Raw genomic sequence first — 12,470 nt, forward strand, 5'->3', positions numbered from 1 at the left:
CCCCCAAGGCATCTGCATTAGAATCGGTGCAAATGACACGCATCTACAACTGCTCGGTCGCATCGGAATTCACGGCCGGCATGAGATTGGCACGCTCGGCGATCGGTCGCGGTGCCCTCGTCGTCATCCCCACCGACACGGTCTACGGCATCGCCGCCGACGCATTCAGCCCAGAGGCTGTGCAGAAGCTGCTGGATGCGAAGGGGCGTGACCGCCAGTCGCCGCCGCCCGTTCTCATCCCCGGCCTACCCGCCCTCGACGGCCTTGCCGCCGAGGTTCCGCAGCCGGCCCGCGACCTCGCAGAGGCGTTCTGGCCGGGTGGGCTCACCCTCATCCTCAAGGCACAGCCGTCGCTCGCCTGGGACCTGGGGGAGACCAAGGGAACCGTCGCGCTTCGTGTTCCGAGCAACCAGGTCGCACTCGATCTGCTCGCCGAGACCGGGCCGCTCGCCGTCTCATCCGCCAACCGCACCGGAATGCCGTCGGCGATCGACGCGGAGGGCGCCGAAGAAATGCTCGGCAACAGTGTCTCCGTCTATCTCGACGGGGGAGTGGCCGGGCTCGAATACGACGCGATCGGCGACCGCCCCGGTGACACCTCGTCGACGATCGTCGACGCGACGGGTTTCGAGCACAATGGCGGAAAGCTGCGCATCGTGCGAAACGGCGTGATCTCGCGCGCCCAGATCGAGGCCGTGATCGGCGACGCTCTCGCGGCGATTGCAGAGCCGACGGCTGCCGATGCCGCGGAGGCGACGCCCGCGAAGGATGCGACGGACGCGACGGACGCAGCAGCGACGGACGCAGCAGCGACGGATGCATCAGCGACGGAGGCCGCAGTGCTTCCCGTCGATCTGACTGCCGCCGACTCCTCTGCGCGCCGCTAACCATGACTCTTTTCTTTCTTCTCGCGCTGATCTCAGCGGTCGTCACCTTCGGGGCATCGCTCGTGGTCTACAAGGTGGCGCACAAGTACCGGCTCTACCCGAAGATCCGTGAACGCGACGTGCACACCCGGCCGACGCCACGGCTCGGCGGCGTCGCCATGTTCCTCGGAATCATGGTCGCGTTCGGCGTCTCCTATCTCATCGCATCCCAGTTCGCCCCACTGCGTCTGGTGTTCTCGAACCCCACGCAGATCTTGGCCATTCTCGGCGCGGCCCTGCTGATCGTGCTGCTCGGCGTGGCCGATGACCTCTGGGACCTCGACTGGATGACGAAGCTGGCCGGCCAGTTCATCGCCGCCGGCCTCGTCGCCTGGCAGGTGCAGATTCTCTCCCTGCCGATCGGTGGCCTCACCGTTGGGTCCGGCTGGATGTCCATCGTGATTACCGTGATGGTGATCGTGATCGTGATGAACATGATCAACTTCATCGACGGTCTCGACGGTCTCGTCGCCGGTGTCGCACTCATCGCCAACGGCACGTTCTTCATCTACAGCTACCTGTTGGTGCGCGACACCTCACCCACCAACTACTTCAACCTCGCCTCTCTGATCGCGGCAATCCTGGTCGGCGCCTGCGCCGGATTCCTGCCGCTGAACTGGCGCCCCGCCAAGTTGTTCATGGGGGACACCGGATCGATGCTGGTCGGACTCTTGATGGCCACCTCCGCCATCGCGATCACCGGTCAGATCGACCCGACCGCGCTCAACCGGTCGCAGCTGTTCCCCGCCTTCATCCCCATCCTGCTGCCGGTGGCGATTCTGATCATTCCTCTCCTCGACTTCGGCCTGGCCGTGTTCCGTCGCGTACGGGCCGGCAAGTCGCCGTTCAGCGCCGACCGCAAGCACCTCCACCACCGCCTGCTCGACATGGGACACTCGCACCTGCACGCCGTGCTGATCTTCTACGGCTGGACTGCCGCGGTATCCATCGGCTGCCTGCTCTACTTCGTGCTCCCCGTCTACCTCGGGCTGCCCAGCTGGTACGCAAGCATTTTTCTGGTGCTCGCCCTGCTCGCCTGCACCATCGTGACGCTGGCTCCGCTCAGCCGTCGCAAGGCAGCAGAAGCAGCGACCCAACTCACACCGACCCAGAATGACCCGAACGAAGCAAGCGTGGGATTTGACCCCCTGGATGCGGCTTCCACGATGACCAAGGACAACTCATGACCTCCGCTTCTCCCGCCTCGACACCGGCGCCCGAACCCACCTCGGTGCCGATCTTCCGCAAGATTCTGGTCTACGGCTCGATCCTGTCGCTCGGCATCGCCGTGATCGGAGCCATCATCGGTGGAATCGTCGCTGGCGGCAACGGAGTGATCAGCGCACTGGTCGGAGCGCTCATGGCCGCGATCTTCATGGGCATCACCGCAGGTAGCCTCCTGATCGCCAACAAGTACGCCGGGCGTGAGTCTGCGATCGGTGCGTTCTTCGGCATCGTGATGGGCGGCTGGCTGCTCAAGTTCGTGCTCTTCCTGGTGCTCGTCGTGCTGCTCAAGGGGCAGCCCTGGATCGAACCGGGCGTGCTCTTCTTGAGCATCATTGCCGGCGTCGTCGGCTCGCTCGTCGTTGACATAGTTGTGCTGATGAAGAGCCGGATGCCGTACGCCAGCGACATCACGCTGCCGCCTGCCCCCCACGACGACTGAATCTCGCTCTCGATTCGGTCTCAGCACTGTTTTATTGCTACAGTGTGTAGAGATCCCCCCCGGTTGACAGCTGCTTCACTGCGGTCAAAACCGGCCCCCATTCGTCGTCGCGTGAGCCTCGTGCTCCGCCCCGAAACAGGAGATAGCGCTGCTAGAGAACGCTGTAAACCTGCTGGTCCCGCTCGCCAACGACGACGGTGGCTTTCATGGTCCTACGATCAACGAATTCTTCCCCGAAGTAATTTTCTTCGCCGACACCCCCTTCGAGATGAACCGAATCATTCTGATTCGTTTTCTCGCGGTTGCTGTTCTGATTCTGGTTTTCTGGATCGGCACGCGCCGTATGAAGATCATCCCCACCCGGATGCAGAGCCTGGCCGAGATGGGCTTGGACTTCGCACGCGTCAACATTGCTGAGGACATCCTCGGCAAGAAAGACGGCAAGCGATTCCTGCCGCTGATCACCACGATGTTTTTCATGGTTCTGTTCATGAACCTGACAGGCGTCATCCCCGGCTTGAACATCGCGGGAACGTCAGTCATCGGTGTTCCGCTTGTTCTGGCGGTTATCTCCTACGTGACGTTCATCTACGCCGGACTCAAGAAGCATCCGGGCACGTTCCTCCGCAACTCACTGTTCCCACCCGGAGTTCCGCCGGCCCTGTACATCATCGTGACGCCGATCGAGTTCATCTCGACCTTCATCATCCGGCCGATCACTCTGACGCTGCGACTCTTGATGAACATGGTCGTCGGCCACCTGCTGTTGGTGCTCTTCTTCGCAGCAACCCAGTTCTTCTTCTTCGCGACAGACGGCGGGTTCAAGCTCTTCGGAGTGGGAACCCTCGTGTTCGGCTTCGCGTTCACCCTCTTCGAGGTGCTGATCGCGGTCCTTCAGGCTTATATTTTCGCCCTGCTCACCGCTGTCTACATCCAGCTTGCGCTGGCTGAGGAACACTAAACAACGAATCCGGCACTCGCCGAATTTCGCTCATCACGGAAGGAATCACACGTGGACGCAACAACCGTTCTCGCGGCACTCTCAGGAAACATCGCGACCGTTGGCTACGGCCTCGCCGCAATCGGCCCGGCAATCGGCGTTGGTATCGTCGTCGGCAAGACCATCGAGGGTGTTGCTCGTCAGCCCGAACTCGCCGGTCGTCTGCAGGTTCTGATGTACATCGGTATCGCCTTCACCGAGGCGCTGGCCTTCATCGGTATCGCAACATACTTCATCTTCACCACCGGCCAGTAATCCTCTTTTCTCTCTAGTTAGGAGGCATGATGCTTCACGCAGTAATAGCAGCAGCCGCCGAGGGTGAGCAGATCAACCCGCTCATCCCTGCGGTCTACGACATGATCTGGTCGGCAGTCTGCTTTGTCGTGATTTTGTTCTTCTTCTGGAAGCTCTTTCTTCCGAAGATGCAGAAGCTTCTCGATGACCGTGCAGAGGCCATCGAAGGCAACATCGCCAAGGCTGATGACGCCCAGCGCAAGGCCGAGGCTGCTCTCGAGCAGTACACGGCTCAGCTCGCTGACGCGCGTGCCGAAGCCGGAGCGATCCGCGACCAGGCTCGCACCGACGGAGCCAAGATTGTCGCTGAGCACAAGGACCAGGCACTGGCTGAGGCCGCGCGCGTTACCGCGACGGCTAAGGCACAGATCGAAGCTGAGCGTCAGTCGGCCGTCGTGTCGCTGCGCAGCGAGGTCGGAACCCTGGCCATCGACCTTGCCTCCGGTGTTATCGGCGAGAGCCTGACCGACGATGCGAAGGCTAGCGCCATCGTTGACCGGTTCCTGGCTGACCTCGAAGCCTCGGAGTCCTCGGCTTCCGTAGCCGGAAAGAAGTAACAACATGGGAAGCGCCACCAGAGAAGCACTGGCTTCGTCGCGGGCAGCACTTGCTGCCCTCGACGCAACCATTGATCTGGCGACGGGCGAAAGCCTCCTCGACGCCGGCCGTGTGATTGGCAGCTCGTCGCAGCTGCTCTCCGCACTGGCCGACCCGTCGGCGGATGTCTCGGCCAAGCAGGCACTCGTCTCGCGCGTGTTCGGTACAGCCGTGACGCCTGCCGCCTTGGAGCTGCTGAAGGCCGTCTCCGCTGAGCGCTGGTCGAGCCACGGCGACGTGCTCGCCGGGATCGAAGAACTCGGACTGCGGGCAACTGCCCGCTCCGGTGCCGGAGACGGATCGATCGAAGGCGAGCTCTTCGCTTTCGGCACGACGGTTTCCTCCGACTCCGAGCTCGAGCTGGCCCTGGCCAGCAAGCTCGGACTCCCCGAGGCAAAGGCCGGTCTGGTTCAGGCCCTTCTGGCCAACAAAGTCTCTCCGCAGACGCTCGTCATCGTGCGTCACCTCGTGCAGCAGCCGCGCGGCCGTCGGATCGGTGAGCTGCTTCGGCACGCTGCCACCGTCGTCGCCGACCAGGCTGGAACCACGATTGCAACTGTCATCTCGGCGAATGCACTCGCACCCGCCCAGATCGACCGGTTGAAGAAGAGCTTGGCCGACCGCTATGGCCGCGCCTTGACGCTCAATCAGATCGTCGACACCAGTGTCGTCGGCGGCCTGCGGGTGCAGATCGGGGATGACGTCATTGATGGCAGCATCGCAACCCGAATTGCTGACCTGCGACTCCAGCTTGCTGGCTGACCTCACACCAGCCAGAACTCATGAACCTCGAAACGGCAGCGTTTCGAAAAGACAGAACTGTACACCCAGTACAGAAAAGGGAAGATGATGGCAGAACTCACGATCAGCCCGGATGAGATCCGCGGCGCTCTCCAGGACTTCGTTAAGTCCTATGAGCCAAACAAGACCGCGACCACCGAGGTCGGTTACGTCACCACCGCCGGTGATGGAATCGCTCACGTCGAGGGTCTCCCCGGCGTCATGGCCAACGAACTGATCAAGTTCTCCGACGGAACCCTGGGCCTCGCTCAGAACCTCGACGAAGACGAGATCGGTGTTGTTGTTCTCGGTGAGTTCACCGGCATCGTCGAAGGCATGGAAGTTCACCGTACCGGTGAAGTTCTCTCCGTTCCCGTCGGCGACGGCTACCTCGGCCGCGTCGTCGACCCGCTGGGTGCCCCGATTGACGGTCTCGGCGAGATCGCCACCGAAGGCCGCCGCGCACTCGAACTGCAGGCGCCCGGCGTCATGCAGCGCAAGAGCGTTCACGAGCCCATGCAGACCGGTATCAAGGCCATCGACGCCATGATCCCGATCGGCCGTGGCCAGCGTCAGCTGATCATCGGCGACCGCCAGACCGGTAAGACGGCCATCGCGATCGACACGATCATCAACCAGAAGGCCAACTGGGAGTCCGGCGACACCAACAAGCAGGTTCGCTGCATCTACGTCGCCATCGGCCAGAAGGGCTCCACCATCGCTTCGGTGAAGGGTGCCCTCGAAGACGCCGGAGCGATGGAGTACACCACCATCGTCGCCGCCCCCGCTTCAGACCCGGCCGGCTTCAAGTACCTCGCCCCCTACACCGGCTCGGCCATCGGCCAGCACTGGATGTACGCCGGCAAGCACGTTCTCATCGTCTTCGATGACCTGTCCAAGCAGGCAGAGGCCTACCGCGCTGTCTCGCTGCTGCTGCGTCGTCCGCCGGGACGCGAGGCATACCCGGGTGACGTGTTCTACCTGCACTCCCGTCTGCTCGAGCGTTGTGCCAAGCTCTCCGACGAGCTGGGCGCCGGCTCGATGACCGGTCTTCCGATCATCGAGACCAAGGCGAACGACGTGTCTGCCTACATCCCGACCAACGTGATCTCGATCACCGACGGCCAGATCTTCCTGCAGTCCGACCTGTTCAACGCCAACCAGCGTCCCGCTGTCGACGTGGGCATCTCGGTCTCGCGTGTTGGTGGCGACGCTCAGGTGAAGTCCATCAAGAAGGTTTCCGGAACGCTGAAGCTCGAGCTGGCCCAGTACCGCTCGCTCGAAGCTTTCGCCATGTTCGCGTCAGACCTCGACGCGGCCAGCCGCCGTCAGCTCGCCCGTGGAGCACGCCTCACCGAGCTGCTCAAGCAGCCGCAGTACTCGCCGTTCCCGGTTGAAGACCAGGTCGTTTCGATCTGGGCAGGCACCAACGGCAAGCTCGACGAGGTTCCGGTTGAAGACATCCTGCGCTTCGAGCGCGAGCTGCTTGACCACCTGGCCCGCAACACGAGCGTTCTGACCACGCTGCGCGAGACCAACGTTCTCTCCGATGAGACCGTTGCCACGCTGACGGCTGAGGTCGACAAGTTCAAGCTCGAGTTCCAGACGGGCGAGGGCAAGCCGCTCGCCTCAGTGGGCAAAGAGCAGTTTGACGCCATCGCAGTCGAAGACGTCAACCAGGAAAAGATCGTCAAGCAGAAGCGCTAGCTGATTCCGACCGGTTCGACGCCCCAGCGGTGGTCGAACCGGTCGGAACTGGCAACCGATCTCGGTTGCTTCGCTTGTAAAGACACAACCAACACCAGAGAAAGAGACACATGGGAGCGCAACTTCGGGTCTACCGGCAGAAGATCAAATCTGCCCAGACGACCAAGAAGATCACTCGGGCCATGGAGCTGATCTCCGCCTCGCGCATTCAGAAGGCGCAGGCGCGAGTCGCGGCGTCCACCCCGTATTCGCGTGCGATCACTCGTGCAGTGTCCGCGGTTGCCACCTACTCGAACGTTGAGCACGTGCTGACGACCGAACCGGAGAAGATCCAGCGCGCAGCCGTTGTGATCTTCGCCTCCGACCGTGGTCTGGCCGGAGCATTCAGCTCGCAGGTCCTGCGCGAGTCTGAAGAGCTCAGCGAGCTGCTGCGCAGCCAGGGCAAGGATGTCGTGTACTTCCTTGTTGGCCGCAAGGCAGTCGCGTACTTCAGCTTCCGTCACCGCGCTTCAGAGCGAATCTGGACCGGCGGAACGGATCAGCCGCAGTTCGAGACCGCGAAGGAAATCGGCGACGCACTGCTCGAAAGTTTCCTCCGCGACTACGAAGACGGTGGCGTTGACGAGATTCACATCGTTTACAACCGCTTCGTCAGCATGGTCACTCAGGTGCCAGAGGTTGTTCGTCTGCTGCCCCTTGAGGTTGTCGAAGGAGTCGAAGAGCCCTCGGAGAGCACCATCCTCCCGCTCTACGAGTTCGAGCCCGAAGTTGAGACCGTTCTTGACGGTCTCCTGCCGGTGTACATCGAGAGCCGCTTGTTCAACGCCATGCTGCAGTCGTCTGCTTCAGAGCACGCCAGCCGCCAGAAGGCAATGAAGTCGGCAAGCGACAACGCAGACAAGCTCATCACTGACTTCACGCGCTTGGCTAACAACGCGCGTCAGTCTGAGATCACGCAGCAGATTTCCGAGATCGTGGGTGGAGCCGACGCGCTCTCATCCGCCAAGAACTAAACCCCAGAGAAGAGAGAGCAATGACTGACACCGCAACAGCGCCAGTCCAGGCCGTGGCGCCGGCTGGTGCCGTGGGCCGTATCGCACGCGTGACTGGCCCCGTCGTCGACATCGAATTCCCCCACGACTCGATCCCGGGCATCTACAACGCGCTGAAGACGACCATCGTCATCGGCGAGACCTCGACCGTGATCACGCTTGAGGTTGCACAGCACCTCGGTGATGACCTCGTTCGTGCGATCGCACTGAACCCGACCGACGGTTTGGTCCGTGGCCAGGAAGTTCAGGACACCGGCTCACCGATCACGGTTCCCGTCGGAAACGTCACAAAGGGCAAGGTCTTCAACGTCATCGGCGAGGTGCTCAACGCCGAGCCCGGCGAGAAGCTCGAGATCACCGAGCGCTGGCCCATCCACCGCAAGCCCCCGGCATTCGACCAGCTCGAGTCGAAGACTGAGCTCTTCGAGACCGGTATCAAGGTCATCGACCTTCTCACCCCGTACGTTCAGGGTGGAAAGATCGGCCTCTTCGGTGGTGCCGGTGTCGGCAAGACCGTTCTGATCCAGGAAATGATCCAGCGCGTTGCGCAGGACCACGGTGGTGTGTCGGTGTTCGCCGGTGTCGGTGAGCGTACCCGTGAAGGTAACGACCTCATCCGCGAAATGGAAGAAGCAGGCGTCTTCGACAAGACCGCCCTCGTCTTCGGCCAGATGGACGAGCCGCCGGGAACGCGTCTGCGCGTCGCCCTCTCCGCCCTCACCATGGCTGAGTACTTCCGCGACGTGGAGAAGCAGGACGTTCTGCTCTTCATCGACAACATCTTCCGCTTCACCCAGGCCGGTTCCGAGGTGTCGACCCTTCTCGGTCGTATGCCTTCCGCCGTGGGTTACCAGCCGAACCTCGCCGACGAGATGGGTGTTCTTCAGGAGCGCATCACCTCGACGCGTGGTCACTCGATCACCTCGCTGCAGGCGATCTACGTGCCGGCCGACGACTACACCGACCCGGCTCCGGCGACCACCTTCGCCCACCTCGACGCCACCACCGAGTTGTCGCGTGCGATCGCCTCGAAGGGCCTCTACCCGGCCGTCGACCCGCTGACCTCCACCAGCCGCATCCTCGACCCCCGCTACTTGGGTGCCGATCACTACAACACGGCTGTGCGCGTCAAGGCCATCCTCCAGAAGAACAAGGAACTCCAGGAGATCATCGCGATCCTCGGTGTTGACGAGCTCTCTGAAGAAGACAAGGTCACCGTCTCGCGTGCCCGTCGCATCGAGCAGTTCCTCTCGCAGAACACCTACATGGCGAAGAAGTTCACCGGTGTTGAGGGTTCGACTGTTCCGCTCAAGGACACCATCGAGTCGTTCACGGCTATCGCCAACGGCGACTTCGACCACGTGGCCGAGCAGGCCTTCTTCAACGTCGGTGGCATCAACGACGTCGAAGAGAAGTGGGCTCAGATCCAGAAGGAGAACCGCTAACCATGGCTTCAGCCCCGCTGAACGTCAGCGTTGTCGCGGCGGACCACCAGGTGTGGTCCGGCGAGGCGACCATGGTCGTTGCTCGCACCGTCGAAGGTGAGATCGGTATTCTCGCCGGGCACGAGCCGATGCTCGCGATCTTGGCTCAGGGTGAGGTTCGTATGACTCTCGCCAACGGTTCCAAGGTCACGGCTTCGGCCGATGACGGGTTCCTCTCTGTTGAGAACGACACGGTCACCATCGTGGCCCGCAAGGCAGAGCTCGTCTAACACGTGCTGGTACTGCTTCCGCCTTCGGAAACGAAGCGCGACGGCGGAAGCGGCGGCCCATTGCGGGTCGCCGCTTTCGCTTATCCGGCGCTGACCGACCAGCGCAGCACGCTCGTGCGTGCGCTGGTTGCTCTCGCCCACGACACGGATGCCTCGGTGGCCGCTCTCAAGCTGGGTCGAACGCAGCTGGCTGAGATCGACCGCAACAGGGTTTTGGCGTCGTCGCCGACAATGCCGGCGATCGACCGGTACACCGGGGTTCTCTATGACGCGCTCGACGCGGAGAGCCTGGACGCGGCAGACCGTGAGTTCGCCGGTCGGCACGTGCTCGTGCATTCGGCACTCTTCGGTCCGATCGGTGCGCTCGATCTCGTGCCCGCCTATCGTTTCTCTCACGACTCGCGACTTCCGGCGCTGGCCTTGAAGAAGCACTGGAGCGCATCCGTCGCTGCAGCCCTCGCTGAGACCTCCGGACTCGTGCTGGATCTGCGGTCTGAGGCCTACGTGGCGCTGGGTCCCGTGCCGAAACGCACCGGATCGTTCTTTCTGCGTGTCGTCACCGAGGCTGCCGACGGCCAGAAACGCGCGCTCAACCACTTCAATAAGAAGTCAAAGGGTGAGTTCACCCGCGCGCTGCTCAAGAGCCGGCGCAACTTCGAGACCGTCGACGAACTGCTGAGTTGGGCACCGACGGCGGGGTTTCAGTTGCAGCCCGGTGCGCCAGGCGAACTCGAGCTGGTTGTCGAGCAGATCGTGGCGGCGAAGCGCGCCTGAATCGAGTCGGCAGCTTGTCTAGGCCAAGCCGCTCCAGGACGGGCCGCTCCAGGACGGGCCGCTCCAGGCCGGGCCGCTCCAGGCCGGGCCGCTCCTCATCAGGCCGTCTCGACCCGTTCGCTTCAGACCACGTCGACTTCGATCAAATCGAGGATGGCCCCGACCGGGTCGGTCTCGATGCGCGGCGGTGCGACCACGAACGGGATTCGCTCGTGGGTGAGGAGCCACGCCTTGGTGACTACTCCGGCGCCCTGGCTGTAACCCGTGATCTCGCCAGAGACCGAGAGCACGCGGTGACAGCCGATGAAGAGGGGGAGCGGGTTCGCTGCGATGGCGCCGCCCACCGATCGACCGGCGCCCGGCTGGCCGACAGCCTGCGCGACCGCGCCGTAGCTGGTCGCCGTGCCGAACGGAATGGCCTTCAGCGCCGACCAGACGCGTTGCTGAAACTCTGTTCCGTGATCGAGGCTCAACGGGAGGTCAAACGTGGTGCGGGTGCCGGCGAAGTACTCGGTGAGTTGAAGCACTGCGGCGTCAAGCAGCGGCGAAGGATGCTCGCCGAACGCATCGAGCGGGAGTTGGTCGGCGTAGCCGATCCTCACCGACAGAAGATGATCGTCATCTGCGGTGAGTTCGATTCGGCCGAGGGGACTTGTCATGCGCGCAAGCGCGTAGTGCTGCGGGAGGGCGGTCTGTGAAATGTGTGGAGTGGTCATGCCGCTGACGGTAGTTAGCGCGGGGTGCCCACAAAGGGCGGTGTACACGTTCGGTGGAGAACTCACGCCCTGCCTCTCCGGTGGAGAACCCCGCACGTACTTCGCCGAGTTTGACACATGCGGTCGAGGTACCCCGGCACACCGGGGTACCTCGACCGGAAAGGTCAAACTCGGCGGGCGAGCGGGCAACGCTTAGGGTGGAGGCATGGCTGACATCGACTATCGCAGGCTCGGCAACTCAGGACTGATCGTTTCGACGATCGGACTCGGCTGCAACAACTTCGGGCGCACTGGCACAGCATCGGAGGGACAGATCGGCACGAGCGCCGTCATCGATGCGGCGATTGACACGGGCGTCACCCTGTTCGACACCGCTGACATCTACGGCGCTGAGCGCGGCCTCAGCGAGACCCTGATGGGTCACGCGTTGAAAGGCAAGCGCGACACCATTGTGCTGGCGTCGAAGTTCGGCATGGACATGGGCGGACTGAACGGCCCCGACTGGAACGCGCGTGGCTCACGCCGCTACATCCGCCTCGCCGTCGAAGCTTCACTCCGCCGCCTACAAACCGACTGGATCGATCTGTACCAGTTGCACCAGCCCGACCCGAATACCCCGATCGAAGAGACGCTGTCGACACTCGATGATTTGATCACCGAGGGAAAGATTCGTTACATCGGCCACTCCAACCTCGCCGGCTGGCAGATTGCAGAGGCCGAGTTCACCGCCGCGCTGCATGGGCATCCGAAGTTCATCTCGTCTCAGAATGAATACAGCCTGCTGGTGCGCGGTGTTGAGGCCGAAGTGCTGCCGGCCGTGAACGCCTACGGGCTCGGCTTCTTGCCCTTCTTCCCGCTCTACAACGGACTCTTCACCGGCAAGTTCAGCCGCAACGGCGGGCCAGCCGACAGCCGCATCATGCGCATCAGGCCTCATCTGGCCAACGAAGCGCCCTGGGACCTGATCGAGCAGTATGAGGCATTCTGCGCCGAGCGCGGAGTGAGCATGCTCGCCGCGACGCTGGCCTGGCTGCTCGCCCAGCCCGGCCTGACCAGCGTGATCGCTGGCGCGACGAAGCCGGAACAGATCGTGCAGAACGCGGAGGCCGCAACGGCCTGGAAACCCACCGCCGACGACGTCGCCTGGATCTCGAACCTGTTCGCCTGAGCAGTTTGCGCCCGAGAGGCGAGCGCACCGCGCCATCCGCTGAGTCGCATCTGAACGTCCACACAGACTCCTTGTG

Annotated in this window: 14 protein-coding genes; 13 read left to right on the forward strand and 1 reads right to left on the reverse strand. The window is 62.8% G+C overall.

Features of this window, described 5'->3' with window-relative positions:
- Positions 1 to 32: 32 nt before the first annotated feature.
- The 12 genes from ABD791_RS19545 (at position 33) to ABD791_RS19600 (ending at position 10,510) form a co-directional block, all read left to right on the forward strand.
- A complete protein-coding gene (locus ABD791_RS19545) occupies positions 33 to 887 on the forward strand; it encodes an L-threonylcarbamoyladenylate synthase (RefSeq protein WP_345069558.1) in 855 nt (284 codons plus the stop codon).
- Positions 888 to 889: 2 nt separating this feature from the next.
- Positions 890 to 2,113: an MraY family glycosyltransferase gene (locus ABD791_RS19550; protein ID WP_345069559.1), complete on the forward strand. Its 1,224-nt coding sequence runs from the start codon at positions 890 to 892 to the stop codon at positions 2,111 to 2,113.
- On the forward strand, positions 2,110 to 2,592 hold the full coding sequence (locus ABD791_RS19555; RefSeq protein WP_345069560.1) for a Cg1360 family ATP-synthase-associated protein: 483 nt from the start codon (positions 2,110 to 2,112) through the stop codon (positions 2,590 to 2,592). The genes ABD791_RS19550 and ABD791_RS19555 overlap by 4 nt, the downstream gene beginning before the upstream one ends.
- A 142-nt stretch (positions 2,593 to 2,734) precedes the next feature.
- Complete coding sequence (gene atpB, locus ABD791_RS19560; protein ID WP_345069782.1) at positions 2,735 to 3,553, forward strand: F0F1 ATP synthase subunit A; 819 nt, start codon at positions 2,735 to 2,737, stop codon at positions 3,551 to 3,553.
- Between the two features lie 51 nt (positions 3,554 to 3,604).
- A complete protein-coding gene (gene atpE, locus ABD791_RS19565; RefSeq protein ID WP_345069561.1) occupies positions 3,605 to 3,847 on the forward strand; it encodes an ATP synthase F0 subunit C in 243 nt (80 codons plus the stop codon).
- 29 nt (positions 3,848 to 3,876) lie between these two features.
- Positions 3,877 to 4,443: a F0F1 ATP synthase subunit B gene (locus ABD791_RS19570; protein WP_345069783.1), complete on the forward strand. Its 567-nt coding sequence runs from the start codon at positions 3,877 to 3,879 to the stop codon at positions 4,441 to 4,443.
- 4 nt (positions 4,444 to 4,447) lie between these two features.
- Positions 4,448 to 5,245, forward strand: coding sequence for a F0F1 ATP synthase subunit delta (locus ABD791_RS19575; protein ID WP_345069562.1), 798 nt, complete (start codon positions 4,448 to 4,450; stop codon positions 5,243 to 5,245).
- A gap of 87 nt (positions 5,246 to 5,332) precedes the next feature.
- Positions 5,333 to 6,970: a F0F1 ATP synthase subunit alpha gene (atpA, locus tag ABD791_RS19580; RefSeq protein ID WP_345069563.1), complete on the forward strand. Its 1,638-nt coding sequence runs from the start codon at positions 5,333 to 5,335 to the stop codon at positions 6,968 to 6,970.
- 110 nt (positions 6,971 to 7,080) lie between these two features.
- On the forward strand, positions 7,081 to 7,983 hold the full coding sequence (locus ABD791_RS19585) for a F0F1 ATP synthase subunit gamma (protein WP_345069564.1): 903 nt from the start codon (positions 7,081 to 7,083) through the stop codon (positions 7,981 to 7,983).
- Positions 7,984 to 8,003: 20 nt separating this feature from the next.
- Positions 8,004 to 9,467, forward strand: a complete 1,464-nt coding sequence (atpD, locus tag ABD791_RS19590) for a F0F1 ATP synthase subunit beta (protein ID WP_345069565.1) — start codon at positions 8,004 to 8,006, stop codon at positions 9,465 to 9,467.
- A gap of 2 nt (positions 9,468 to 9,469) precedes the next feature.
- Positions 9,470 to 9,736: a F0F1 ATP synthase subunit epsilon gene (locus ABD791_RS19595; RefSeq protein ID WP_345069566.1), complete on the forward strand. Its 267-nt coding sequence runs from the start codon at positions 9,470 to 9,472 to the stop codon at positions 9,734 to 9,736.
- 3 nt (positions 9,737 to 9,739) lie between these two features.
- Positions 9,740 to 10,510, forward strand: a complete 771-nt coding sequence (locus tag ABD791_RS19600) for a YaaA family protein (RefSeq protein WP_345069567.1) — start codon at positions 9,740 to 9,742, stop codon at positions 10,508 to 10,510.
- Positions 10,511 to 10,632: 122 nt separating this feature from the next.
- Here ABD791_RS19600 and ABD791_RS19605 read toward each other — a convergent pair whose 3' ends face one another.
- Positions 10,633 to 11,226: a methylated-DNA--[protein]-cysteine S-methyltransferase gene (locus ABD791_RS19605; RefSeq protein ID WP_345069568.1), complete on the reverse strand. Its 594-nt coding sequence runs from the start codon at positions 11,224 to 11,226 to the stop codon at positions 10,633 to 10,635.
- Between the two features lie 205 nt (positions 11,227 to 11,431).
- On the opposite strand from ABD791_RS19605, the gene ABD791_RS19610 reads away from it, so the two are divergent.
- On the forward strand, positions 11,432 to 12,394 hold the full coding sequence (locus tag ABD791_RS19610) for an aldo/keto reductase (protein ID WP_345069569.1): 963 nt from the start codon (positions 11,432 to 11,434) through the stop codon (positions 12,392 to 12,394).
- Positions 12,395 to 12,470 lie beyond the last annotated feature (76 nt).

The sequence above is a fragment of the Glaciibacter kafniensis genome (genome assembly GCF_039538945.1).
GTDB classification, from domain to species: domain Bacteria; phylum Actinomycetota; class Actinomycetes; order Actinomycetales; family Microbacteriaceae; genus Cryobacterium; species Cryobacterium kafniensis.

Coding starts and splice junctions, on each gene's coding strand:
- ABD791_RS19545 (WP_345069558.1), top strand. CDS start 33: ATGACACGCATCTACAACTGCTCGGTCGCATCGGAATTCACGGCCGGC.
- ABD791_RS19550 (WP_345069559.1), top strand. CDS start 890: ATGACTCTTTTCTTTCTTCTCGCGCTGATCTCAGCGGTCGTCACCTTC.
- ABD791_RS19555 (WP_345069560.1), top strand. CDS start 2,110: ATGACCTCCGCTTCTCCCGCCTCGACACCGGCGCCCGAACCCACCTCG.
- ABD791_RS19570 (WP_345069783.1), top strand. CDS start 3,877: ATGCTTCACGCAGTAATAGCAGCAGCCGCCGAGGGTGAGCAGATCAAC.
- ABD791_RS19575 (WP_345069562.1), top strand. CDS start 4,448: ATGGGAAGCGCCACCAGAGAAGCACTGGCTTCGTCGCGGGCAGCACTT.
- atpA (WP_345069563.1), top strand. CDS start 5,333: ATGGCAGAACTCACGATCAGCCCGGATGAGATCCGCGGCGCTCTCCAG.
- ABD791_RS19585 (WP_345069564.1), top strand. CDS start 7,081: ATGGGAGCGCAACTTCGGGTCTACCGGCAGAAGATCAAATCTGCCCAG.
- atpD (WP_345069565.1), top strand. CDS start 8,004: ATGACTGACACCGCAACAGCGCCAGTCCAGGCCGTGGCGCCGGCTGGT.
- ABD791_RS19595 (WP_345069566.1), top strand. CDS start 9,470: ATGGCTTCAGCCCCGCTGAACGTCAGCGTTGTCGCGGCGGACCACCAG.
- ABD791_RS19605 (WP_345069568.1), bottom strand. CDS start 11,226: ATGACCACTCCACACATTTCACAGACCGCCCTCCCGCAGCACTACGCG.
- ABD791_RS19610 (WP_345069569.1), top strand. CDS start 11,432: ATGGCTGACATCGACTATCGCAGGCTCGGCAACTCAGGACTGATCGTT.